The 26,171-nt window shown below is 43.7% G+C and carries 23 protein-coding genes and 1 pseudogene; 14 read left to right on the top strand and 10 right to left on the bottom strand.

Annotated features, from left to right (window positions below):
• Positions 1-566: WcaF family extracellular polysaccharide biosynthesis acetyltransferase (locus JWQ54_RS27180; protein ID WP_367187143.1), on the top strand; the 566-nt coding region annotated here is incomplete at its 5' end.
• A 383-nt stretch (positions 567-949) separates the two neighbouring features.
• On the opposite strand, the gene JWQ54_RS27175 is transcribed toward JWQ54_RS27180, so the two are convergent.
• A complete protein-coding gene (locus JWQ54_RS27175; protein WP_299591029.1) occupies positions 950-2,023 on the bottom strand; it encodes an IS110 family transposase in 1,074 nt (357 codons plus the stop codon).
• Between the two features lie 80 nt (positions 2,024-2,103).
• Here JWQ54_RS27175 and JWQ54_RS27170 point away from each other — a divergent pair, with 80 nt between their 5' ends.
• Positions 2,104-2,340, top strand: coding sequence for a helix-turn-helix transcriptional regulator (locus JWQ54_RS27170; RefSeq protein ID WP_299591028.1), 237 nt, complete (start codon positions 2,104-2,106; stop codon positions 2,338-2,340).
• 381 nt (positions 2,341-2,721) lie between these two features.
• On the opposite strand, the gene JWQ54_RS29270 is transcribed toward JWQ54_RS27170, so the two are convergent.
• Entirely contained in the window at positions 2,722-2,997 is a 276-nt protein-coding gene (locus tag JWQ54_RS29270) for a sigma factor-like helix-turn-helix DNA-binding protein (protein ID WP_367187146.1), read from the bottom strand.
• Positions 2,998-3,174: 177 nt separating this feature from the next.
• Here JWQ54_RS29270 and JWQ54_RS27165 point away from each other — a divergent pair, with 177 nt between their 5' ends.
• From JWQ54_RS27165 to JWQ54_RS27115, 11 genes are all read left to right on the top strand, one after another.
• A complete protein-coding gene (locus tag JWQ54_RS27165; protein ID WP_299591027.1) occupies positions 3,175-4,131 on the top strand; it encodes a lantibiotic dehydratase in 957 nt (318 codons plus the stop codon).
• The gene (locus JWQ54_RS27160) at positions 4,082-4,867 is read left to right on the top strand and encodes a lantibiotic dehydratase (RefSeq protein WP_367187145.1); all 786 of its coding nucleotides are present in this window, start codon (positions 4,082-4,084) and stop codon (positions 4,865-4,867) included. The genes JWQ54_RS27165 and JWQ54_RS27160 overlap by 50 nt, the downstream gene beginning before the upstream one ends.
• The gene (locus JWQ54_RS27155) at positions 4,759-5,460 is read left to right on the top strand and encodes a lantibiotic dehydratase (protein ID WP_367187144.1); all 702 of its coding nucleotides are present in this window, start codon (positions 4,759-4,761) and stop codon (positions 5,458-5,460) included. Before JWQ54_RS27160 ends, JWQ54_RS27155 begins: the two co-directional genes overlap by 109 nt.
• 231 nt (positions 5,461-5,691) lie before the next feature.
• Positions 5,692-6,249: an RNA polymerase sigma factor gene (locus tag JWQ54_RS27150; protein ID WP_299591026.1), complete on the top strand. Its 558-nt coding sequence runs from the start codon at positions 5,692-5,694 to the stop codon at positions 6,247-6,249.
• A complete protein-coding gene (locus tag JWQ54_RS27145; RefSeq protein ID WP_299591025.1) occupies positions 6,249-7,037 on the top strand; it encodes a zf-HC2 domain-containing protein in 789 nt (262 codons plus the stop codon). The genes JWQ54_RS27150 and JWQ54_RS27145 overlap by 1 nt, the downstream gene beginning before the upstream one ends.
• Before the next feature lie 5 nt (positions 7,038-7,042).
• Positions 7,043-7,804 (top strand): DUF4097 family beta strand repeat-containing protein, encoded by a 762-nt coding sequence (locus JWQ54_RS27140; protein ID WP_299591024.1) that lies wholly within the window; start codon positions 7,043-7,045, stop codon positions 7,802-7,804.
• 21 nt (positions 7,805-7,825) lie between these two features.
• The gene (locus JWQ54_RS27135) at positions 7,826-10,264 is read left to right on the top strand and encodes a TonB-dependent receptor (protein WP_299591023.1); all 2,439 of its coding nucleotides are present in this window, start codon (positions 7,826-7,828) and stop codon (positions 10,262-10,264) included.
• 21 nt (positions 10,265-10,285) lie between these two features.
• Positions 10,286-11,017 (top strand): hypothetical protein, encoded by a 732-nt coding sequence (locus tag JWQ54_RS27130; protein WP_299591022.1) that lies wholly within the window; start codon positions 10,286-10,288, stop codon positions 11,015-11,017.
• 183 nt (positions 11,018-11,200) lie between these two features.
• Positions 11,201-12,259, top strand: a complete 1,059-nt coding sequence (locus JWQ54_RS27125; RefSeq protein WP_299591021.1) for a serine hydrolase — start codon at positions 11,201-11,203, stop codon at positions 12,257-12,259.
• 17 nt (positions 12,260-12,276) lie between these two features.
• Complete coding sequence (locus tag JWQ54_RS27120; RefSeq protein WP_299591020.1) at positions 12,277-12,744, top strand: nuclear transport factor 2 family protein; 468 nt, start codon at positions 12,277-12,279, stop codon at positions 12,742-12,744.
• 75 nt (positions 12,745-12,819) lie between these two features.
• The gene (locus JWQ54_RS27115; RefSeq protein WP_299591019.1) at positions 12,820-13,119 is read left to right on the top strand and encodes a hypothetical protein; all 300 of its coding nucleotides are present in this window, start codon (positions 12,820-12,822) and stop codon (positions 13,117-13,119) included.
• Between the two features lie 197 nt (positions 13,120-13,316).
• On the opposite strand, the gene JWQ54_RS27110 is transcribed toward JWQ54_RS27115, so the two are convergent.
• From JWQ54_RS27110 to JWQ54_RS27100, 3 genes are all read right to left on the bottom strand, one after another.
• The gene (locus JWQ54_RS27110) at positions 13,317-14,168 is read right to left on the bottom strand and encodes an alpha/beta hydrolase (RefSeq protein ID WP_299591018.1); all 852 of its coding nucleotides are present in this window, start codon (positions 14,166-14,168) and stop codon (positions 13,317-13,319) included.
• Positions 14,169-14,180: 12 nt separating this feature from the next.
• Positions 14,181-14,627 (bottom strand): MarR family winged helix-turn-helix transcriptional regulator, encoded by a 447-nt coding sequence (locus JWQ54_RS27105; protein ID WP_299591017.1) that lies wholly within the window; start codon positions 14,625-14,627, stop codon positions 14,181-14,183.
• A 268-nt stretch (positions 14,628-14,895) separates the two neighbouring features.
• A complete protein-coding gene (locus JWQ54_RS27100) occupies positions 14,896-15,042 on the bottom strand; it encodes a hypothetical protein (protein WP_299591016.1) in 147 nt (48 codons plus the stop codon).
• 134 nt (positions 15,043-15,176) lie between these two features.
• Between JWQ54_RS27100 and JWQ54_RS27095 the strand changes: the two are divergent.
• Positions 15,177-15,776 (top strand): annotated as a pseudogene (locus JWQ54_RS27095) (SDR family NAD(P)-dependent oxidoreductase); the annotation flags it as partial.
• 665 nt (positions 15,777-16,441) lie between these two features.
• On the opposite strand, the gene JWQ54_RS27090 reads toward JWQ54_RS27095, so the two are convergent.
• The 5 genes from JWQ54_RS27090 to JWQ54_RS27070 form a co-directional block, all read right to left on the bottom strand.
• Positions 16,442-18,178: a glycosyl hydrolase family 28-related protein gene (locus JWQ54_RS27090; RefSeq protein ID WP_299591015.1), complete on the bottom strand. Its 1,737-nt coding sequence runs from the start codon at positions 18,176-18,178 to the stop codon at positions 16,442-16,444.
• Positions 18,175-20,277, bottom strand: a complete 2,103-nt coding sequence (locus JWQ54_RS27085; RefSeq protein WP_299591014.1) for a glycoside hydrolase family 97 protein — start codon at positions 20,275-20,277, stop codon at positions 18,175-18,177. The genes JWQ54_RS27090 and JWQ54_RS27085 overlap by 4 nt, the downstream gene beginning before the upstream one ends.
• Before the next feature lie 87 nt (positions 20,278-20,364).
• Positions 20,365-22,170, bottom strand: a complete 1,806-nt coding sequence (locus JWQ54_RS27080; RefSeq protein ID WP_299591013.1) for a RagB/SusD family nutrient uptake outer membrane protein — start codon at positions 22,168-22,170, stop codon at positions 20,365-20,367.
• Between the two features lie 25 nt (positions 22,171-22,195).
• A complete protein-coding gene (locus tag JWQ54_RS27075) occupies positions 22,196-25,339 on the bottom strand; it encodes a SusC/RagA family TonB-linked outer membrane protein (RefSeq protein WP_299591012.1) in 3,144 nt (1,047 codons plus the stop codon).
• 338 nt (positions 25,340-25,677) lie between these two features.
• The coding region (locus JWQ54_RS27070; protein WP_299591011.1) for a DUF6377 domain-containing protein at positions 25,678-26,171 on the bottom strand (494 nt) is incomplete at its 5' end.

Raw genomic sequence — 26,171 nt, 5'->3', positions numbered from 1 at the left:
TTAATATGCAAAAAAAATCAGATCTGGTATTGTACAATAATTACCCCTATAATCCGGGTGGCAATTTTATAAAACGAATATTGTGGCATTATATAAACGCCTTAGTTTTTAAAACCAGCTTGTTCCCGTTTTATTGGATCAAGAATTTTTTATTGCGCTTGTTTGGCGCCAAATTAGGTAACATGGTTGAAGTTAAACCAGGCGTTAATATAAAGTATCCCTGGAACCTTACTATAGGGGACGAAGTTTGGATAGGCGAAAATGTTTGGATAGATAACCTGGTGATGGTTACTATAGGCTCAAATATTTGTATATCACAAGGTGTGATCTTGTTGACCGGAAGCCATAATTATAAAATTCCCTCATTTGATTTGATAACCGGTACTATAGTATTGGAAGATGGTGTTTGGCTTGGCGCAATGTCGATTGTCAACAAAGGCATAACGGTATCATCGCATGCCATACTTTCCGCCGGGTCGGTAGCAACAAAAGATCTCGAAGCTTATGCTATTTATCAGGGCAATCCGGCAGTAAAAGTCCGCGACCGCGAAATAAATTTAGCTTAATAATAAATGGTGGGCTTAATCATGGCATAAGCCTAAAAACTAATGAAAAGCTAAGTCCCTCCCCGTTATATTTTCGCCAGCAAATGGCAAAAAGCAGCACGGATTAATTCACACAGTAAGTTTCTAACTTAATCCCATATTATAATACGTCCGGCTGCTTTTATCCATAAATTTAATTATAAATGGTGAGCTTAAATCATTGCATTAGCCTGAGAACTAATAATAAAGCTAAGTCCCTCACCATTATATTTTCAATAGCTTAAAAAAGCTAGGCAAATTATTACGCGTTAACTTTCTACAATACAAAACTATAATCTATAACCGGTGTCATTAATTCCAGGACCGAATTATTAAAAGCCCGGTTTTCCTGATCAACCTTCCGTTCAACTTAAATCACCAGGTATATAGTCTTTGTCGTAAATTCTATTTTGTTTAACGCAAGCAAAAACCCTCAAAACTAACTTGTTCCGAACTGCATTTAACACGGACATCTTAGATTTACCGTCTTCCAGTTTTCTTTTATAGTAAGCTTTTAATTCAGGATTATGAATCACAGCTACGATAGCGCACGTATGCAGCATCTTTTTCATTCTTTTATTAGCAATGTGCGAGACTTTGGCTTTGCTTGTTATTATACCGGATTCTACTTTAAATGGGGCGATACCCGCGTAGCAGGCGAATTTTCTAGGATCATTGAAATCGGTAAACTCGTTAGTAAATATTAATAAATAAATTCCGGTAAGCTTACCAATTCCGGGAACAGATGTGACAAGCTGAAAAAGTCGCTTTAACTCGGCATCGGTATCTACAATTAAGACCAGTCGCTGATTGATAGCTTTGATATCCGCTTCCAATGCATCACGGCTCTGTTCACACCACAGTGCGCTTTTTTTATGGTCGTTTTCATTCAAAAAATCTGCCTGAGCTTTGACTGGAGTTTTCAATGCTACCGACACGCCTACAAGCCTGTTTCTTACCGTCATCAAATGCATAAGCTTTGATACTACTTCCCTCCGCGATCTCCACATTTTTAATCGGTCAATGTATCTTTTTGCATAATAAGCGATCCTGATCGAATCGATTTTATCATCCTTATTTCTAACTAAACCCATCGAATGCTTTAACCGGAACGCATTCTCAACAACGATATTCGCTTTCAAATCTTTTAGCGTATTTAAAAGATGATTACCATAAATGCCTGTATCCTCCATACAGAATACAGAAGCGCTCATCGTAAAGCGTGGCAAGTTTTTTAATGAGGCGACAAATGCCAGGATTGCGTCAGGCTTGTTACTAAGCTCCCGGTGGAACAAGAGGTCGTTTTTATAAATTACCGCATAATCTAGTTCATTCTTAGAAACATCAATGCCTATGAAATAATTAAATGTCTTCCTTTTGACAACGTTAACTTTCGCTGGCAGATCGGTCAAAGCAGATTTATGTTCAGCATTTCGCATAAGTGGTTATAAAATAATCCGATACAATAATAGGACTTATAAATCCTATATAAAAATCTTTTTTTTCTTTTTCTTGCGTTATGGGTGGAACTGTTAAACGTAGGCGCAATGGGATTGCTATCAACGTTTTATCCAAGAATATCAGGAAGTATAGAAAAGAACAAAAATTGACTATAACTAAGCTTGCTGAATTACTTGATATGGACTATGCGCAGCTAGGAAGAATTGAGAGAGGCTTGAAAAATCCTACTGTCTCTTTCATTTTTGATGTCGCCGCTCAACTCGAGATAAAGCCGTCTCAATTACTGGAGGAATAAAAACTGATCACATTTTCCGGTATCAGTCCTAGCTGAAATATCTTCAGCCCGCAAAATCAAATTATTAGAGGAACAAGTCACTAAAGAAGTTTTTATACAGGTATTTCCAAGCCGCTAAGTGGAATACCATACCACTTCTTATTCGTGCGTCGGTAAGGTGGATATTACGGCATGCTTGACCAAGCTATTCCGTGCGCTTTAGAGCATTGAGTTGTGTTGATAAGAAGGGAAATCGTACTCAACACTCAAGAGGTTAATATGGTCAAAGTGTTACGGAATTAACTGTTTGCTATTCCGGAACGAGGTTGTCAATGGCTCCGGAATGTCCATTTATCTCCGAATTGCGGCAAATTTTGGAACAGGTCAGCATCTCTTAAAGAATTAAAACCGGGTAATAAGTAATATAAAAAGTACCATCTCTGGTAATTCCTGGTAGGATACTCTAAGGTGTTTTAGCGCATGAGTTATTTGGTTCTCGACTGTGCGCTTAGAAATACTAAATTGATTGGAGATCTCTTCATTTGATCGATTTTCAACCCGGCTTAACCAAAATATTTCACGGCAACGTTTAGGAAGCAGTTTAAGACTGAATTCTAACTGAAGGGTAAGGTCACGATAACTTAGTTTTTCTTCAGCACCATTAAAACTGGTTGGTATTGTCTCTTAAAATGTCCGCAAGGAATGGGGGCGGGCGCCGCTTTACCCGGCCAAATAAAATGAAGGGGGGCTGTTCAAAGATTTGCATTGCAAAAACGGCAGCCTTTCTGAAAATCATTTTGCGCCAAAAGAAAATAAGGCTACATTCTCCGTTTAAACATCTATCTGAAACTTATTATGTCTTACCTGTTTGCGAAACACCTGCTTTTGCGGATGCCCGTTAAAAGCCCGGCAGATTATGCCGCTGAAAGTCAAATCTTTCTGAATGACCCGTTCTTCCGCTCTGCATTATACCTGGCCAGCCCCTCATTTTTCAGCAGCCTTGAACAACAGGGCTTTCAATCCGAAAAGCTGTCTGAAAAGGAAAAATATACGCTGCGAAAATATATTAACCGTTATTGTTTCCGGCCTACGCCATTCGGGCTATTCAGCTCCGTTTCCCTCATCCAATGGTCGGATACTCCCGGCCGGGAAATCCAGGGGCCACCTGATTTTACAGCCTGCATCCGTGCTGACCAGACTTATCAGGCTATATTGGGACAGCACCTGCTGGACAAGGAACTGAACGGAATAGCAACTTTTGAAGGCAATCCCTCGATTTACCGGGCGTTAAACGAATACCGCTTTTTCCGAACGGGTTTAGATGAAAACTCCCGGCAGCGGGAATACCTGTTGCAGTCCATTGCTTTTTCCAAACTGCTGAAGGACCTGGTCGCCTATTGCAGCCCCAGAGGGATCATATTGCATATCACTGCGTTGGCAGCCTGCCGCGCCACAGAAGGGGCAGAATATGCGGAATTTTTAATAGATGCGCAATTGCTGGTTAACCGGTTGCGCCCCAATATAACCGGGCCGGATTACCTGGGCCGGTTGGCGGGCATTGTCCATAATGACCAAAAGGGTACCGGCATAACGCAAGGCATCAGCAGCCTGACGGATGCAAAATTAAAAGGGATACCCATCGAACCCGGTAGCTTTCAAATATTAAACCGGGAGTTAAAAGCTTTGCTGCCTGCAAAACAAGCCGACCTTAACCCGGATCGGCTGAGCGTTATCCTGCACCGGGCCGTCGGAAAATCAGGCCATAGACAGCCATTACCAGGAGCAGCTCCGCGACGGACTATACGCGCTTGATATTTTATCGCCAAAAGACCGGTTGCCGGCGATGGCGCAATTTATCAGTTCCTACCAGCAGCATTTCGAAGGACAGCGCTTACCGCTGCTTCATGCGCTTGACCCGGAAACCGGTATCGGGTATCAGCAGCCCGCGACGGAAAAGCCTAACCCTTTGCTCGAAACGCTGCATATCCCTTACAGAACACCTGCCGAACCTTCAGGCAGCTGGACGGACGCACACAGCCTGCTCATGGAAACCTGGCTCAGGGATTCTAAAGCCCGCCGGCCCGTGATCCGGCTGGAAGAAAAGGAAATGCAGAAAATTCAATCAGCCGGAGAACAACAACAGGTATTGGGATTGTCGGTGCTATTCCGCGTGATCGGTGAAAAGGTCTTTATCGAAAGCGCCGGAGGCACCAATGCACCAGCGCTCATAGGGCGGTTTAGCCTGGCCGACGATGGTATCCGCAAAGCTGCGATAGCTATGGCCCTACAATTGGAACAGCAGAACCCGGATATTATTTTCGCGGAGCTGCTGCACCTGGCCGACCCGCATGTGGATAACGTAAACCGCCGGGAAAGCATCTACCATTACGAGCTGCCGGTTACAGCCGTATCCACCCTGCCTGCTGAACAGCAACTGGAATTGTCCGACCTTTATATCAGCATCGAAAATGGCCTGGCCGTGCTGTATTCCGAAAAGCACGGCAAACGCGTAATTCCCCGGCTGACGAGTGCTTATACCATAGCCTGAACCAGCTGCCGCTGTTTCGTTTCCTGGCCGACCTTCCTTACCAATATAGCAGGCATAACCTGGCGCTCGACCTTCAGCTTTCCTTTCCTAACCTGAGCTTTTACCCGAGGGTAGAATACCGGCACACCATATTGAGCCTGGCTACCTGGATCATTTCGGCGGAACAGGCAAACGAATTACAGCAGCAGGACACCATACAAGCCATTGCCGCCTTTAAAAGGTTAAGCAGCTCTATTCACCTGCCGGAACTTTTTTCGCTGGCGGAAGGCGACCAGCAACTGGTCTTTGACCAGAAAAAGGACGGGGACATCCTGTTTTTCTGCAACTGTATCAAGCAAAAAAAAGAAGCGGTGCTCAAAGAATTTCCTGCACAGGCGGACATCCGGCAGTTTAACGCCTATGTGCTGCCGGCCGGGCGGATCAATCTTCCCTTGCCGCAAAACCTAAGACCGGGAAAAGCGGCTTCCGTTGTTAAAACCCGGCGAAAATACGTACCCGGCTCCGAGTGGCTCTATTTAAAACTCTACGTGCCGAAGATCGGTACGGACCGCCTGCTGTTACGGTTACAGCCATTGCTTGGCAAGCGTATATGATTTAAATGATACATTATTTCCACTTTTTATCGCACACCAGGGGGTTTTCAGTAGAAATTCTGATGCTCTTTATTTGTTCATGAAATTAAATCAAGCGTTAATTTTTCTTGTCACGATTTTGAAAAATCACTGTATATTCAACCAGAGAGACCATTTCAAAAATTTCCTGTAACAGAATTGGTTAATCCCGGTCTTCAGTACTATAAAGCAAAAAATAAATAAAGAACCTGCTTGGATATACTTTCGGATAATGCTTTAATGCTGCAGGTGAAAGCCGGCGACCTGGAAAGGATGAGTTTGCTGTTTGAGCGGCACCATAGGGCTTTGTTTGGATTTTTATTTCACCTGACGCAACGGCACGAGGCCAGCGAGGATATGATGCAGACGGTATTTTACAGAATGCTGAAATACAGGAACTCGTTTACCGATGGAAGTAATTTTACCGGCTGGATGTACCATATTGCGAGGAATGTGCTGAAGGACCAGAAATTTGGTTTGGATAGCGGATATGATCCAATTGGTGTACATGAGGAAAAGATTGCTGGCGGTACCCTGGCAGATGAAAGGCTGGAGAAAAAGCAATCATGCCAACAATTATATGATGCGATGGATATGTTAAGTGAGGGTGACCGGGAAATTTTAATGCTAAACCGGATGAAGGAACTGAATTATCCGGAGATCAGCGAGATCATGGGGATTTCGCAGGGCGCGGCCAGGGTCAGGGTATCGAGGGCGGTGGAGGAATTGAAAAAGATCTTTGTTAAAAAGGGAATAAAAAAAGACAGCTGATGATAAAGTGCGAGAAATATAAGGAACGTTTGGCAGACTGGCACATGGGCAGGTTGGAATCTGTTGATGCAGCGGAGCTGGAGCAGCATTTGAATGCCTGCGCGGATTGCAGGGAAGCGTTGGCGGCCACCGGCTTCGTTTTAGATAGCATTAATGATTTACGGGACCCTGAGCCATCAGTTCAACTGAAAGCTGATTTCAGGGCAATGCTGGATGATTTTAAGGCGGCAGAGAAGAAAAAAATTAGTGGCGGTAGGATTTGGTCTTGGTTGTTACAGCCGCATTTGTCATTGGCCTATGGCATGGTCATTTTACTTTGTATTGGCGGGGCTTACCTGCTCGGGCATAGTAACAACCAGGGACAGGAAGTGCAGGAACTGCATGCACAGGTGCATGAACTAAAGCAGGCGATGATGTTAACGATGCTGGATAATCCATTGGCTTCGGAGAGGATTAAGGCGGTGAGCTATACGAACAATATCAAATATGCCGATAAACGCGTGATCGATGCCTTGCTCGCCACGCTGAATAACGACCCGAATGTCAATGTCCGGTTGAGTACACTGGAATCGCTGGCCGCCCTGGGCAATTATCCTGAAGTGAGGACAGGTCTGATCAAAGGCATTATGACACAGGTTTCGCCGATCATCCAGTTAGCCATTGCGGATGTGATGCTGAAATTGCAGGAAAAGCGTTCGGTGGGTTCATTCAGGGAATTATTGAAACAAAAAGGGCTTGATGATGAGGTCCGGCAAAAGGTTAAAGAAACAATAACTAAACTCATTTAAGCGATATGAAGATAGGATGTTTGACGCTAATCGCCCTTTTAAGTTGTACCCGCCTTATGGCGCAGGGTGACCGGCAACTGGTGGTGCATTTGACCCAGCCGGGCAAAGTTTTTACCCTGAATGTCAATATTGGCAGGGCCGCGATCAATGTGACCGGCTACGACGGCAAAGACGTTATTGTCGGGGTTGAGACTGACGAAACTAAGGGCCGCGAAAGAGCGGATGTGACCGCACAGGAAAAGAATAACGAAGTGACCGTAGAGGCGCCAGACGGAAAAGCGGTCAAACTGAACATTAAGGTGCCGCAGACTTCGGGCATTTTCAAACTGAGTTCTGTCAATGGCGGCACCATCATGGTGAGCGATATAACCGGTAACCTGGAATTGCAGAACAGGAGCGGCGGCATTGTTGCCGAGCATATCTCCGGTTCGGTGGTCGCGAGTACACTAAGCGGCAGAATTACGGTCTCCTTCAAAAGTGTAGATGCCGGGGCGGCGATGGCATTCAGTACCCTGAGTGGCGGTATCAACATTAGTTTCCCGGCCAGTCTGAGAGCCAACCTGAAGATCAGGTCCGACCATGGGAAAGTTTTCAGCGATTTTGAACTGGCCAGCGACCCGGCACACCCGCAAACGCTGAAGACCGAAAGGGATGGTTTCTACCATTTGTCGATCGACGACTGGATCTATGGCCGGGTCGGTGGCGGCGGGCCGGAAATGTTGATTAAAAACACGAACGGAAATATTTATATCTGGAAAGTCAAATAATCAAATCTTAATATCTTAAATATGAAAATCTTTAAAGCGGTTTTAGCCACCGCCTGGCTATGCCTTTGCTTGAATTTTGCCTGCGCCCAGGTCACCGGGCGAGTATTGGACAATAACCAAAAAGGTGTCGACCGTGCAACCGTAATTTTATTAAATGGCAAAGACTCTGTATTAGTCAAAAGTATGTTGTCTGGGCCCGCCGGAAGTTTTGCTTTTAAGGATATCGAAAGCGGTTCATACCGCGTTAAGGTGACTTATATCGGCTTTAAAAATTATAGCGGCGCGCCTTTTTATGTAACCGGTCAGCCGGTTGTTCTGCCGGTAATAACCCTGTTGCCTGCAACCCAATCCCTGAAGCAGGTAGAGGTCATCGCGCAAAAAGCCTATATCGAGCAAAAGATCGACCGGACAGTAGTGAATGTGGGGGCCTCTATTTCCAATACTGGAGCAAACGCATTGGAGGCTTTGGAAAAAGCGCCAGGCGTGACAGTTGATGAGAGCGGGCAGATCAGTCTGAAGGGCAAAAGCGGGGTCATGGTTTTGATCGATGATAAACCGACCTATTTATCGGGAGAAGACCTGGCGAATTATTTGAAAGCAATACCCGCCTCGCAGCTGGACCAGATCGAACTGATGACCAATCCGCCTGCCAAATACGATGCGGCCGGGAGCGCGGGGCTGATCAATATCGAAACAAAAAAGTCAAAAATCAAGGGGTACAACGGTTCGCTGGCAGCAAGCGCCGGTATAGCCGAGAGCTGGCGTACGCTCGAAAGCGTCAACCTGAATTACCATATGGGCAAGGTCAACCTGTTCGGGCTCCTGGGTTATGGCGTACAAAACGGCTATCGGCGGTTAGACCTGACCCGGACCTATCTGGATGCCAGCCAAAATGTGAGCTCGTCCTATAATGAGCTGGCTTTTTTTCATCCGGTTACCTATAATCCAAATCTGAAAATGGGTATGGATTATTATGTATCGCCCAAAACCACCATCGGTTTTGTACTGACCGGTACACTCTTAAAAGGGAATAACCATAACCCCGTGAACAGTAATTTGCGGGATAATCTTGGACGTGTTGATTCGATCATTACATCGGACAATAACGCTTACACCAAAAATTATAGCGGGAGTTTGAATGTCAATTATAGCCACCAGTTCGATAGTTTGGGCAGGGTACTGACCTTTGACCTGGATTACCTGAAATATGACAACCGCCGCGACCAGACTTTTTTTAACAATACCTATAATGCTGCCGGTATGCCGGGCAGTGTGCAGGACATCACCGATAATTTACCGGCCAATATTGCTATTTATGCCGCCAGGACAGACTATGTTCAACCGCTCCGGGCGAAGGCTAAACTATCGTTCGGGCTGAAGAGCAGTTACGTGAGCACCGACAATGCGGCCAATTATTTTAATATCGTTAACAAAATCAGCATGGTAGACAATAATAATACCAACCGCTTTTTATACCAGGAGCATATCAATGCGGCCTATGCCAGCTTTAACCAGGAGTACGGCAGGTTTGCTTTGCAGGCGGGGTTACGCATGGAGCATACCGATGTCAGCTGTCACCAGTTAGGCAATGCCCGTGCGCCCGATTCCTCCTTTACCCAGCATTATACGAACTTGTTCCCAACCGTATATTTATTGTACAAACTGGACAGCGCGGGTATCAATACCTTGAAACTGGCTTATGGCCGCCGTATCAACAGGCCCTATTACCAGGACCTGAACCCTTTTGTAACCATCCTGGATAAATACAGCGCCATTGAGGGCAACCCCTTTTTAAAACCGCAGTATTCCGATGATTACCAGTTGATGTATAGCTATAAAAGCATTTTTTCTTTCGGCGTTGAATACAACCCGAATTATGACTACCAGATCGAACACGACTTCCAGCAGGGCAGCATTTTCCTGGCGCAAACGATCAACTTAGGGAAACGGGTGTTCATGGGGCTGGAAGCTAACCTGAACGTTGATCCTGTTAGATGGTGGAACTTCAGCTTGCATACCGAGTTGAACCATACCACGTATCAGGGCCAATTGACAGGTTCCTATCTGAACAATAGGTCAACCTATATTTTCTTAAGCAATAACAACCAGTTCGACCTCTCGCATGGATGGAGCACCGAGCTTTATACCTTTTATGTATCGCCATCGACAGACGGACAGTTCACGCATATTTCCCGGGAACAAACCAATGTCGGTATAGCTAAAAAGATACTGAAGAACAAAGGCACTGTCAAACTGTCTTTCCGGGATATCTTCAACGCCAACATGCAGGGCGGTTACATTACTAATGTCCCCAATGTCCTGGCGTCCTACCATAACGATAACGCCAACCGCTCGGTGACCCTTGGGTTTACCTATAATTTTGGCTCGAATAAAAACAATCCAAAGAAAATAGACACCGGTAACGCGGCCGACAACGAAGCCGGGCGCGTGCGGAATTAATTGACCCTAAATTAAATGATCATGAAACGTACTTTTTTATTTGCGATCCTGCTGTTCGCAGCCACGATCGTTAGCGCACAGACAGTTGAAGGCCGCTGGTCTGCCACTATTCGTGGCCCAATTGTCACCATTGAGTTTCGCTCACCCGCTTTTGACAACGACTCCTGGACCGATAGCACCGATTTCAGGCTAAGCAATCTCGGTGATAAAACCAACGGTCATTTTTCGATAAGCCGGGATGCCGGTACCGTAGCTTTTTACGGGAAATTTGATCATGATAAAGGAAGCGGCACGTATGTTTTCACCCTAAACAAGCCATTTGCGGAAGCTGTAGCTGCTTCGGGTGTAACTACGGTCAATGCCCTGGAAGGTTTCGTTTTTTTTAGGAGCGGCTTTAAAACAGCTTATTTCGATATGCTCCGCCACGCCGGTTTAAAAGGCATCGCCGCACATCAGGCAATCTCCATGTATGCCCTTAAAATTGACGAACCATTCATCAATCAGTTTAAAGCAATTGGCTATTCCGATATACCGGTCCATAACCTGCTTACCTTTAAAGCCATGCACATCGACGCCGCCTTCATCAGCGGCTTCCGGAAACTCGGTTATTCAAATATTCCGTTGAACGACCTCCCTGCGCTAAAGGCGAATCATATTACCCCTGAATACGTGGCCGAAATGCAGCAAAAAGGGATCAGGGAAACCAGCTTAAGGAAATATATCCAATTGAAACGCACCTATAGTGCCCAATGATATATCCGTTATTGCCTCAACAAAACGACTTCAATCGTAATTATAATCGTATGAATTAATTTATGCCATCATAAGTCTCCCGGCAGGTTTAATACGCCTGATTACCTGCTGGCTTATAAAAATAATTAAACTGTGCGCATTTTTACAATTTTGTACAGAACATGAAAACTAATTTTGTTAATTATGAACGGATTTATATTTAAACCAATTGCACTATTATTAGTGGCCTTCTTTGCTTTCGGCCCGGCTAACCCCAAGGCAACGAATCAGGCAGTGCCGGATTCCACTATCGTCCTGCTGATGAAGGAGAAGCATGTCCCGGCCCTGGGCCTGGGCTATATCGAAAACGGCCGAGTTGTGGTGTCAAAAGTCTACGGCGAGCTCAGGGCGGCCGTACCTGCGCCGGCAAACGCCCTGTTTAATGTGGCCTCGATCACGAAGACAATCACGACAATGGTTACGCTGCGGCTCGTGAATTCGGGCAAATGGGATCTGGATGAGCCGATTGAACAATACTGGACCGACCCGGATGTTAAGGACGACCCGCGCAGCAAAAGGCTCACCACCCGGCACATCCTGACCCACCAGACGGGTTTTCCTAACTGGCGCTGGATGACCGCATCCAAAAAACTGGCCTTTGAGTTTGAACCCGGCGCCAGGTTCCAGTATTCCGGCGAAGGCATGGAATACCTGCGGCACGCCCTGGAACATAAATTTCACCGCTCGCTGGAACAACTGGCCGATTCGCTGATCTTCCGGCCGCTGCATATGACCGACACCCATTTGATCTGGAACGAGCGCATGCTCAGTCATTTTGCCGTTGCGCATAATGCTAAGGGAGAAGCGTTGGAAGTGATCAAAAACCAGGAGCCCAGCGCGGCAGATCAGCTCAAAACTACCGTGGCGGATTACAGCAAATTCATGATCTGGGTCATGAACGGCGCCGGTTTATCCAAAGCGCTTTTTCAGCAGATGACCAGCCCGCTGGCTAAGATCAATGACGATAAATTCATGGGCCTCGGCTGGGCAGTCTATCCCAGGCTGCCGGGCGGACAATACGGCCTGTCGCACAGCGGCCAGGACCCGGGCGTGAATACCATTGCTTTTATTTTACCAAAGATGAAACGCGGATTACTGATCTTTACCAATTCGGAAAACGGCCCGCAGCTGTATACCGAGCTGGTTAAGGGTTTTCTGAAGGAACAGGGAGACGCTATTTTTACCATTGAAACGAAAAATTAAAAACTACGAGAAATACGATGAAACTTAAACAGACTTACTTAGCGGCAATCGCTATCCTATTAGCTGCCTCATTTGCGGGCAGCAAAGCGGCCGCGCAAACATCCGGGCCTTTGTTCAATGAGATCGCACATCTGGATTCGCTCCAGTTCGGGGCATTTAACGCCAGGAACCTGAACCAACTGATGCAATATTTTGATACCAGCCTGGAGCTCTACCAGGACAACATCGGCGTGCGTAACTATGAACAAACCAGCCAAGCTTTCGGCGGTCTTTTTAAAATGGATTATGTCCTGACCAGGAAGCTGATTCCCGGCACCATGGAAGTATACCCGATCAAAGATTACGGCGCTATCGAAACCGGGCAGCATACGTTTTCCCATATGGAAAACGGCCAGCTGCAAACCGGCACCTATAAGTTTATGCAGATATGGCAAAAGAAGGATGGCGTGTGGCGGGTGATCCGGGAGATTACATATGGTCATTAAGAACCCGGTTAAACGCCCTTCAATAAAACAATGGAATGATTAATATTTTGCATACCGATGATTTATGCCGGTCAAATGATGCGCGCCAGGAAAAGAAAGCCATTCGGCAGTTATGATCACTGGCATTTTTATGAGTTGGTCCTGCGGAAAAAGCCGGGTTCCGCCACGTTAAAGGAACTTGACGAACTGGATGAGCTGGTCAACCGCGTGCCGGCGATACGGGAAAAGTTGCTGGTGGATATGCTGAAAAATGACCGGGACAGCACATATAGAGGCGGTTTGGTAAAGTGGCTGGATATTCCGGGAGGCTTGACCAGGCTATTCCGTGCGCTTTGGAGCACCGAGTTGTGTAAGCAATTAAGAAATCGCAATTAATAATCAATAAATTAATATGGTCAAAGGTTACGGAATTAACTGTTTGCTATTCCGGAACGAGGTGGTCAATGGCTCCGGAATATCCACGGTATCTTCAATTAGTTTAAAATTCAGGTTTCTGTAAAAAAACGGATTGCCTCATCATCTTCGACTATCAAAGCAATATGTACTATATACTGTTCATCTATAACAACTAACTATTCACGCAATAGGAAATCCTTTAGCGCCACCGCCACCGATTCGGGTCCGGTTCGATCGGGACCAAAGTGGTTCAGACCGGGCAGTATTTTCAATTCCATGGAAGGCACTGCGGCCTGCAGCATTTGGCTGGCTTTCTCAATATAATCAAGGTCGCTTTTCTCGCCCATCAGGAACAATAGATCAGCTCCGAGCTGTTTATAATTTAAGTAAGTATTATCTTTTTTTGCCACTTGTTCGTGCTCAGCAAGGCTCTCTTTCAGCAGACTGTACATTTGCATTCTTTTAGGCTTTTTTATAAACAGCGTAAGCAGCACCTTCATTAGCCAGTGCGGAACTTTTTTTGCAGCCTGCGGCCCCGTGCCCTTTGAGAAAACAGTAAACGCGTCCAAAGCTCTGCCTTCAGAAAGGTACTTTTTGTAGGCCGGCATCCAGGCTGTCGATATAGAACCGCCAATAGAAACTGCTGGGTCGTAAACTGCAATTTTTCTTATTGCCGTATTCTGTAAAGCAGTTTCAAGTGCTACCAAACCGCCGAAACTATGGCCGAAGAGGTAAACAGCTCCCATTGTTGCCTGTAATTTATTGATATCCTCGACATCTTTTTTCAGGCTGTAATTCATGCCCTGCGGCCCACTCAATCCCCGCCCGCGACGGTCAACATTATATACAGTAAAATCTTTAGCCAGGAGTTCTGCCAAACGTGCATAATTTTCGGCAGATGATAATGCGCCATGGATCAGGATCAGACCCGGTCCGCTGCCCTGCTGATAATACCCTATTTTTGTACCATCGTTTGATAGGATACTGTCCGTGGACAGCATGTTCTGCTTTTTATTAATTACTTCCATTTATACTATCGTTTATTGAACCTGTAATGACAGCAGTGACTGCCATAGTTTTTTTGTTTGTTCAGCATAGGCTTTCCCGTCAATGCCCGCCTTTTTGATCACACTATCAAAGTGTTCATGCAAAAGGCCGGTCCCTTTATGCATGAGTTCTTCACCTATTTTTGTAAGCGACACCAATCGTTTACGGCCATGCAGCGGGGATATTTCTATAGAAACAAACCCCTTTTTTTCAAGGTCACCCAGCATCTTACTCACCGAAGGATCACTATGACCTATAATTACAGCAAGGTTATGTTGGGTTATGGTGCCGGCACTGTACAGTATGGCCAGGTATTGGCACCGGGTAAATGACAAGCCCAGGCTGGCCATCAATAATTTATCAGCTGTCCGCTCCATTTCCGTTACCAGCCTACTCAATAAGTACTCCGGATAATCACTGTTTTTTTCATTGTTGTTCATTCTCAGATAGCTAAATTAAACAGCCTGTTACTACGGAAAACCTGTGGCAAACCTTATTAGTTAACATTGCAATATTAACATTGCAATGTTAACTAATTAATATTAAATTGCAAAAAAAAGATGAAAGTTGATTTCATCATACTTGCAGTTACGCTCGAATACTTCTGCAATACGGTACATCACGATAAAGAAAGGTGCGTTTCTATAGACCACTTAACCGTAAATAATAATGGGCAAAGTTCAAGGTAAAAATGATTATAATCAGTTGTTAATAAGCATACCGGAGATGGGCACCAATGCCCAATTGGTTTAACAGCCATTCCAGGCACAGGAACAAGATTGGTATCAAGATCAGCAAAAGGATAAAATAGGCAAAGAAGTAAAGCGAGAATACTAAATGCTCTTGATCGTACATTATGGTATATCAATTGCTCTTTTGTAATGGCTTAAACAACTTTAAAATCATCATGATAAAATAGTATTGATCACCGGAGCAAACAAAGGCATTGGTTTTGAAACCGCCAGGCAACTGCACTATTAGGCCATTTTGTCTATTTAGGCAGTAGGAATAAAGCACACGGACTGGATGCTATTCAAAAATTGAATGAACTGGGTATAATTAACTTAACAACTATCACCATTGATGTGACCGACATTAGCTCTGTCCATCGGGCAAGGCAGGAACTGGAATCTAAAATCAGTTCTTTAGATATTTTGATCAATAACGCAGGTATTGCAGGCGATCAACCTCAAAATCTGCCAGCAGGTGATCTGGAAAATTTGCGCAAGATATTCGATACCAATTTTTTCGGTGCCATAGAGACCACACAGGAATTTCTCCCGCTGCTGAAAAATTCCGAACAAGGATGTATCATCAATGTTTCCAGTGAAATTGGTTCCCTGGCCGTACATACGGCACCGGAAAGACATCCGAACCGGGCAAGTTATCATGCCTATGGTACTTCCAGGACAGCGTTAAATGCTTTTACGGTCATGCTAGCCAATGAACTTCGTGATACCGGCATTAGGGTTAACAGCGTTACACCGACCTTAACCAATTCCAGAGCGAAAAACCGCGGAGCAAGGTGCAAGGCCCATCGTAGAACTGGCAAGACAATCCAATCCGGACACTACTGCAAAATTCTTTAAAGACGGAGGCGAGGTTCCTTGGTAGGGATAATAAATCTCACGGTTTGGACGATTGCCCAAAACCTATGCATTAATCAAATTGGTGTTTGAGAGAGCAATCGCTATATTTTTTAGCCTATATAGACCCGCCCAATATGTATCTCCTGCACGATTTTACATACCTGCAGTGTTACATATCTACATGATTCTATAATCACATTGCATACGCTTTCGTACCATTCCAATTGCGTTTGTCAAACAGAAATTAACATTGCTATTCATCATTACTACAAAAATAATATTAAAAACAGTTCAAGTTCAGTTCCTTTTTTGTAAATTTGATTTGTCAAAAGTTCTTTAAAATAACTCAAATTACCTCAAGTTATCCGGTGTCTTAATCGGTGACTATTAGTATATAGAATTTATAAATACCTGTTTTTTAGCATTATATCGAAATGGTTCGAGTCCCGTCCATTCCGCTTAGAGTATCTTTAAAATGTAAAAAAGCCCTTAAATTTTAAATTAAGGGCTTTTTTGTTTTCATGTGTCGTCCTAATAGCACCGCCTGAAAATAAAAAAACCTTGTAATTTTCTGATCTATCACGCAGATACAAGGTTTTGGGCAGACAGAACGCGCAACAGGTAGTTTTTTCTGTGATATACAGGATGTTGTAGATGCAAGGCAGTTAATCGACGATTAATACAGAAAATTTTCCATATCTGTTTTTGATAGCTCCAATGCGCGATTTTTTAATAGTTAATGAACCAAGCGCATCAGCAGAAATAAATAAGCTGTACTTCCCTTTTACACCAATGCTATGATTTGAAATAGTTACATTTTGCAGCGTAGCGTTTGACAGCCTCCCGATTTTCTCGCCCTCGGTTTTGGCAATTACACTTAGTCCATTAGAAAAGCTATTCTCAATAACCAGATTAGTTATTTCAAGTCCCGCAATACTGCGTTTATCAAGACATATCTCTACGGCAGCGCGCCAATCCCACTCATGATCGAATCCGCCGCTTGTTTTTATATCACAATCTGTAATTAATGTTCTGCCGCTAAAGTTGTTATTTATTTGTTTTTCTTTGCTTTCAGTCGGGAACGTTGTGCTAATCAGTATGGCCGACCCCTGTGAAATATCAGTGAATAAACAACTTTTAATCTGATTACTTTCGCCGCCATAAATTGCCGCTCCATTTGCCAGGAAAGGTAGCTGGCCTGTGCAATTAATAATGAGGTTTTGCCCGGGCGAATATAGCTGCGGAGCAAAAACAGCTGGCCAGATAGCGAAGCAATCATCTCCCGTGCCACGCGCGGTGCAATTTGAAATAACCGACTGGGCCATACCTACGCAAAAGTTAATCCCATCAGCAATGGTGTTACGCATCCGACATCCGGTAATTTTTAAATTACGAGAGTTTTCTACCCACATACCTACCTTGGTATGTTCAATCCACAGGTTTGAAATTGTTGAGTTTTCACCATAAGAACCAACTATACCATCATTGGCTTCATTATCGCTTCTATAATTCAATTTGCCAATAATAGCAAAATCAGAAAGGTGTATGTTGCCGCCGCTACCTTTTATTCGTATCCGTTTATTTACATCGTTGTATAATGCTTCGTCGCCAACCAGATTGGTATACCACATTCCGGCGCCTTGAATGGTTACATTAGCGGGCACAATGATATCACCGGTAATTTTAAAAGTTCCGGGCGGAATCCAGACACTTTTGCCGGTTTCTACAGCTTTAGCAATACATTTTCTGAATGCTAAAGTATAATCACCGGCAAAATCCTGTTCCAAATATCTGCTATCTGTCACAGACAACGAGTTAGCCGGTGCCTTTAAAGCCGGGGCTACCCGTTCCAGATCAACCAGATCAATTATGCAATAGTTCGCATCATTATCCTGGTCGTCACGTTGTATGCGGATAATATCATCTTTGTTAATATTGAAATTTTTAATCCTTATTTCATTATAAAAAGCTCTTGGATGCCCGGCACCGGGATAATTAGTAAAAGGATATTTGCCATATAGCCAGTTATAAAGCGATGAAATTTCTTGATGACTGATCAGCTTGCCATTTTTGTACAGGCCGAGTGTTGCGTTGCGCCCCTTACCGTCCTTGCTATCGGGAATGCTATACCTTATGACGATGCTGTTTGCGTTTCTTTCCGCAGTAAATTCTACAAATCCCCCCTTAACGTCAAGCTTTACACACCGTTGTCCGGACGATTCAGTTTCTACCTGGTAGGGCGTATATTCAGGGCCAAGAACAAGGCCGGTTGTACGCATGTTTTCTGCTTCATAGGTTTTCCAGGGAGTGCTGGCCCCGCGCTTTTCCTGCGCCAGGCAAACAGCCACATGGCAACAACCGGTTACTATCAACCCTAAAAATAATAAAAAGATTCTGGTCATTTAACGGGTTTTATACTGATAGCCGTACCACCACCAGGCGCCAGTTTAAGGTTTAATTTTGTAGCCGAAGTAACTGTTATTTTTTTGATCTGGTAAGCTTCGGGGTTGTTCTTCCAGTCGGCGTTTGCTGCATCGGCATAAATGGTTGCCGTGTATTTTTTACCCCCCTCCAAAAAACTGAGTGGTAAAGTTGTATCACGGCTATCCTGGTTAGTAATAGCCCCGATAAACCAGTTACTTGCCGCTTTAGCCTTGCGGGCAATCGTTATATAGGCGCCGGGTTCCGCTTCTAATACCCTGGTATCATCCCAGTTAACCGCAACATCCTTTATAAATTGAAAAGCATCGGGCCGTGCCTCATAGTTTTCGGGCAGGTCAGCAGCCATTTGAAGCGGGCTGTACATTGTAATATATAAAGCCAGTTGTTTAGCCAAAGTAGTATGCACTTGTCTACCTGGTACACTGCTGTAGCCCTTTATCTTAAATATGCCGGGGGTATAGTCCATCGGCCCACCCATTAAGCGGGTAAATGGCATTATGGTTTCATGTTCTGGCTGATTACCATTGCTAAAAGCATTATACTCGTTACCTCTGCCTGCCTCGCTGGCCATCCAGTTGGGCCAGGTGCGTTGCTGCCCTGTGGGCCTTTCCGGCTCGTGTACATCAATAGTTATGTGATGATCGGCCGCTTTTTGTGCTACTCGTAAATAGTGGTTTACCATCCATTGCCCATCATGGTGCTCTCCTCGTGGAATGATCTTACCCACGTAACCTGTTTTAACAGCCGTGTAGCCAAACTTATTCATAAACCGATAAGCAGTATCTAACTGACGCTCATAATCGGTAGCCGATCCTGATGTTTCGTTATGCATGATCATTTTTACACCTTTTAGTTTAGCATAACGTGTAATTTCTTTCAGATCAAAATCCGGATAAGGTGTAACAAAGCTGAATACGTGTTCTTTCCAGTTGCCAAACCAATCTTCCCAGCCGGTATTCCAGCCTTCAACTAAAACACCTTGTATGCCGTTTTTGGCGGCAAAATCAATATAACGTTTAACATTGGCTGTATTGGCGCCATGCCTTCCGTTTGCAATTAGTTGACTTTTAGCATTTAATGTGTCAGCATTGTCTGCATAGCTCCAGGTGCTTTTTCCGGTTTGCATTTCCCACCAAACGCCCAAAAACTTCATAGGTTTAATCCAACTGGTATTGCTAATTTTAGATGGTTCATTTAAGTTTAGTATTATTTTAGATGACAGTATATCCGTTGCTTTATCGCTTATAATAATTGTGCGCCACGGAGTTTTAAATGGCGCATGCAGGTAGGCTTTATTACCGATGGCATCAGGTACCAGGCTGGCTGTATATTTCAGCGCGGCATTATCTGTATGCAATTGCATGGCCGGGTAATTACTGAGGGCAGCCTCGTGAATATTAATGTATAAACCATCTTTTGATTTCATCATCAAAGGCGTTTGCACTGCATATCTGTCGGGTGCTGTCCGCACGGCAATATCGGTGGCATTAGCAACTACCTGCAGATTGTCTATTTCGCTTATTTTCGAAGTAGTATAGGCATATTCATTCGTATCATAATCTCCGGGTATCCAAAAGGTTTTATGATCTCCGGCCATAGCAAACTCGGTTAGCTCATTATTAATGATAAAGTACTTTAAGCCGGGTTGTTTTGGAAAGCTGTATCTGAAACCTACGCCATCCTCAAACACACGGAAAATAATGTCCAACAGGCGGGCTGTGGCGCTTTGCTTTAAATGGATAGTAATTTCTTCATAATGATTGCGGATGCTACTTACCTCGCCCCAAACAGGTTTCCAGGTCTCATCAACCGTTTTCTTTTGAGTGCTTATCACCGTAAAATCCTTATCCAGCGGCGCATTATCGGTTAAAATAAAACCCATCGCTGAATTTTTTATAACAGTTTTAGTATCGTAATACACCGCATAATGCGGTGTGCCTTCGTTTAGAGAAAACTCCAGCTTTACATGGTTCATGGCTGCAGTAATTGTATTTTTCTCCTGCGCTTTAATACACTGGACCATAGCCAGGCTTAACAAAAAAACAGATATTTTTTTCATTGATGATAAGTATACCTCCCGGTAATATTTCAATATGAATATTATTTAATGTGCAGGGCGATGGCCCTGCACATGCTTATTTATTATTTAGTAACCGGGGTTCTGTTTGATTTTGCTGTTACTATTAATCTCTGACAATGGAATTGGCCAGGTGTAAGATTTATTATCATCCCATTGGATAGCGCCCGTAAGATTAAGCGCGGTACCAAAATAAGTAGCTTCAGATTTACCTATCTTCCAGCGGCATACATCATACCACCAATGGCCCTCGTTAAATAATTCGGCCCAACGCTCATAATATAGCGGGTTGGTACCCAATACCGGATCGCCGGTGGCTGATGTAACATCGGTTAAAGATTTATAATCAACCGTTGCCGATGCGGTGTTGATAGGCAAGCTATAAGCACGGCGTTTTACCTTATTAAGGTATTCCAGCGCAGTAGCATTATCGCTTGTTGCCGCGCAAGTCTCGGCATAAAGCAAGTATACATCTGCCATGCGCAACAGGTAATAGTTCCAGCCATCGGCAGGGCCGTTATTGTTTTCATTATAAGTATTTGGCGCATACTTTCTGAAACTGAAACCATAAGTATTAACCTGGCCCGCATAAAAATTGGGTTTTGATGCAGGATATACCGTAACGCCATCGGGCTTAACCACGTCTATCCAGGGTTCAATAGTATTTACAAATAAACGCGGATCGGCAGTTTTATTCGCACGTACCAATAAGGCTTTGGCCCTATAAACCGGATCCATAATTTGCTGCGGGTTATTATAGCTGGGGTTTGAGCCGGTGTAAGTTGGGTTAGGCACCAAGTTATAATAACCAATGTTAAAGCCAAAACGGGGAATGTTTTTATCATGCACTATCTCATTACCATAACCCAGCGGCGATGCGGCTCCTTCGGTGCCATCTGCGCCCAGGGCCCACGCCGGCCATATCAAGCCGTTAATGGTAGTAGCATTAGCGGCCTTTCCGCCATAAACACCATAATCATTCCCTTTAGCATCGGCATCAATATTAAGTTCGAATAACGATTCTTCATTAAACTCATTAGCGCTATTGCCATTAAATGCATCTGCGTATTTGGCAAATGGCATTAATGTTTTGCCGCTGTTTTGTATTACGTCAAGCAATGTTGTTTTGGCATTGGCCCAATCCTGTGTAAATACGTAGGCTTTGCCTAATAAGCCCTTGGCTGCCCATTCGCTTACCCGCCCAACATCGTTACCGGTCCAAACTTTACCCTTTAGCAAAGTGGCCGATTGCTTCAGGTCGCTTTCAATTAAATTCCAAACTGCACGGGTGCTTGAACGCGCCACCTGTGTACTGGCCAGGTCTGTTGGCAAGCCGTTATAAATAGGCACACCCATTTTGTCGCTGCCGGAAGTTGCGGTGATATAGCTTTCGCCAAACAAACATTCTAACTGAAAGTAATAATAGGCACGTAAAAAATAGGCTTGTCCGCGTATGTAATCAATGGATACTTTGTCTGCCGCACTGGCTTTGGGTGCATACAGGTCTGCGCCCGCCAAAGTAACATTACAGTTTTTTACACCGGTATAAAAAGCGGTATAGGCTTCGGTAGAGTATTGGTTATTAACGCTTAAATTAGTATTAGCCATTTCATTCCAAGCCGGGTCGCCGTTATACGCCGAGTTAGCCGTGTGGGTGGAATTGGATAACGCCTTGGGTAATAAATGAAAACCAAACAGGTCGGGATCGCGCAGATTAGAATAACATGCGGCTAACACACTCTGTAAATCGTTAACCGATGCAGGATAACTGCTGCTGGAGTAAGCTGATGGATCACTCGCGTTTAAAATATCCTTTTTACAACCGGCAATTAGTGTAACTGCCAATAGTGATGATATATATAGTTTTTTATACATTTTAATAGTTTTTAATGGGTAAAAATTAAAAATTGATATCTATACCTGCGGAATATATCCGGGTTTGCGGATATTGTGACACTGCATCAACCCCGCGCGTTGTTACGCCCGCGTAACCTTGCATAGAGGCAGATCCGCCTAATTCAGGATCGAGGCCCTTATACTTGGTTATAGTGAACAGGTTGTTTCCCATTACAAACACACGTGCGCTTTTTATCTTAATTTTTTGCATTAGGTTGCTGGCGAAAGTATAGCCCACCTGCAAATTCTTTAATTTTAGGTAGCTTCCACTTTCTACAAAATAGCTGCTTACGGTTTGATAATTTTTGTTAGGATCAAGGGTAAATGTACCATTAGGGTTATTAACACCTAAACGGGGTTGCGATGTTAAGCCGTTTGCACCCAGGTACGAATCGTTAAACACCTGGCCGGTGGTATTACCGTCAGAAAATGGGAATTGCTCATAAGCTTTAACACCATTAAAAATATCAACCCCGGCAACACCATTAAACAATAGGGCCATATCAACCCCTTTATAGTTAAAGCGTGCGCTGATACCGTAAATCAGTTTAGGATTAGGATTGCCTATCACCTGCCTATCGGCGGCATCAATTTTGCCATCGTGGCTAAAATCTTCATAAATTAAATCTCCGGCATGTGCGGTGGCCTTTTGAGGGCTGGCTGCAGCCTCGGCATCCGTTTTAAACATGCCCAGCACTTTATAGCCATAAAACGAACCGAATGGTAAGCCAGCTTTGGTAATAGTTAAAGTTTGGTTTGACATGATATTAAAGCCGGTATCACCATTACTATAGAAATTATACCCATCGTAAATAGCCGATGTGGCATCGCTGCTTAAGCTGATCACTTGATTTTTGTTGAAGCCGGCGGTGATACTTACATCATAACCAAATTTGTGCGCATTATTGCGAAAACCTACCATAATATCCAACCCTTTGCTGTTCACTTTACCTACGTTGGCCGGATAGGATGCTGTGAAGCCGGTACTTAATGGCAATTGCAGGTTATAAAGCATATCTATGGTGTTTTTATTATACCAATCTAAGCTAAAATATAATCTGCCCTGCAATGCTTCGCCATCTACACCAATGTTTGTTTCTTTTATTGTTTCCCAATGTAAATTAGGGTTTGGCAAACCATTTGATGAATTAGCGATTACCAATGGACCGTTCGGCGAAAAGTTTTGCGCGCCGGAAGCAATACCACCCGATGCCTGGAATTGAGCGTACGATGAATTAAATAGATATGGCCCTAAATTACTGTTACCCAGTTCGCCGTAACTGCCGCGCAGCTTTAAGCTTGTCATAACAGATTGCAAAGGCTTAAAGAAAGACTCTTCGCTGATGTTCCAGCCTGCTGACGCCGATTTGAAAACGCCTTTTTGCTTGTTAGGGCCAAACACCTGGAAGTTAGCATCCTGACGTATAGAACCTGAAAGGTAATAACGGCTGTTAAAATCATAGTTAATACGACCGAATTGTGATTTAATTAAACCGTTCGGGTCGTTTTTGCCGTTGAGGGTAAGGTTAGAGCCCGATGTTTGCAAAAACGAGTAGCCAGGTAAGCCGATAGAAGTTTCGGCGCCAAATACGCTATTATATTTATTTGAAATTTGCTCGTATCCGGCAATAGCGCTAATATTATGTTTGCCATAGCTGTGGTTCCAGCTTAATACGTAGTTGGTTAATACCTGGCTGCTCTCAATAAACGATTTGGTTAATGAATTTGAACCAATTGATATTTTACCAATGGTATAAGCATCCTGGAAATAATCGGTACTTTGCAGATAATAATTATAACTCAGGTTTGTTTTGAAGCTAAAGTCATATGGCAGTGTCACCTCGGCATAAACATTTGATGCCAGATTGTTTTTAAAATCCTGCTCATTGGCATAATTAGCTGAACCAACCGGGTTGGTGCCGCCAAATTGCGACAGTTGGCCATATCCTTGTGGCACTGTGCCATACTGCCCGAACCTATTTGTAATTGGTATTACCGGTAATGTGCGGAACGGCGCATTGTGCAGTTGCGCTTCGCTACCTACCGGCGGCGCGGTTTTGCGTTGCGACATGGCTATCTGTTCGCCTACTTTTAACCATTTGCTTAGTCTAAAATCTGTATTAACACGTGCACCAGCAATGTGCGAATAGTTTTTAATGTAAATGCCCTTCTGATCGTTATAAAAACCCGAGAACAAGTAGTTTACAGATGGTGCTGCGCCCGAAACCGATGCATTATAATTTTGTTCGTATGCATCGCTGTATAAAGCTTTAGTCCAATCAGTATTGGCTAAAGTATCAATACCTGGCCTTGGCGTACCGGGTGCGGTTTGAAAATACGTTGGATTAATCATATTTTCCAATCTAATAAAATCGTTTTTATTCAATAAAGAGATCAATTTAGGTTTAGTAATACCATAACGTGTACTAACCGCTACGGATGGGGTGGACCCTGATCCTTTTTTTGTGGTAATAACAATTACACCACCTGCGGCGGCCGCGCCATATATGGCAGCCGAACTGGCATCTTTCAGAACATCAATCGTAGCAATATCCTGTACGTTAATATTATTGCCATCAGGCATACGCACACCATCAACAATATACAAAGGCACCGGCTGGTGCAATGAAGCCAACCCTCTGATAATGATGGTGGGTGTAGCATCAGGAGCGCCCGAATTTTTCACAATGTCTACGCCGGCCATACGCCCCTGCAAAGCCTCGGTGGGGTTAGTAATGGGCTGATCTTTGAATACATCCCCTTTCACCGAAGCGATTGAGCCAGTAACATCTTTCCGCCTTTGCGTACCATAGCCGATAACAACAATTTCATTTAAAGCCCTTGAATCCGGGCTTAGCTGTACATTAATTACGGACCGGCCATTTACCGGTTCTTCGAGTTTACTGTAACCTATAACAGAAATAACCAAAACATCGGTTTTACCGGCTGTAATTGTAAAATTCCCGTTTAAATCGGTACTGATACCGCGTTGGGTACCTTTTACCATAATAGTGGTACCGGATAACGCCTGTCCTTTTTCATCGGTGACTTTACCGGAAACCGATATGTTTTGCGCCATCGCTGTGCAACAAAACAACACGAGTAAAAAGCAGAGAAGTGATTTTTTAAGTACTTGTTCTTTATTCATAATGATTTATTTAGATGTGAGTAATAGGTTACGCATAATTGGTTTTACTTGTATAGTGCATTCAAACACGCAGGCACGTTTCCATACCATGTGATGCTGATACATTTTAAATAAATACTAATAAGTGTTAAAACTGGTTATAATTGGTAATGTCGCATTTCTATAACGATTGCGAAGAATTACACATCAAAGAGAGCAGATATATTGGACAGCAGCAAGTTTCAAAAATAAAATATAAAGAAATATAAATTTATCGAATGGGCAAGTATCTGAATAACAGATATTTATCTTGATTGGTGTTTCGTTAAAATATAAACCAAGTATAAAGACATTTGCTGTCAGACGGCCTTTATAGCCATGATGGCCTGCTCAAATTCATCATTATGAACGATGGATTTACTTTTAATACGGGCTTTATAGTTATAAATCGTATTTACGGAATATTCAAGGATATGGGCAATTTTTTCGGTATCATTAATTCCCAGCCTTATTAAAGCAAAAATCCTCAGATCGGTATTTAATAATTGGTTAGGGAGTAGTTTCACCCGGTTTTCTTCGCAAAACAAGGCATTATATGCCTGGACAAAGTTTGGGAATATTTTAAGGAAGGCTTTATCAAAATTTATAAACAACTCTTCTCTTTCTTTGGTGAGATTAATATTGTTAACCAATATGCGAATATCATCAAATCGCTTAGTGATTAACTTATTATCAACAGAACGTTTAAACTTATCCAGTTTATCAATGTATTCAGAAATAAGATTAAAGTAATAGCCAATATATTCTTCTTTTATTGTATTTGCTTCGTTTAATTCGATAATGGTATTTTGCA

Source organism: Mucilaginibacter sp. (assembly GCF_028288225.1).
Classification (GTDB): Bacteria; Bacteroidota; Bacteroidia; order Sphingobacteriales; family Sphingobacteriaceae; genus Mucilaginibacter.
This window is presented reverse-complemented; position numbering and strand designations above follow the sequence as displayed.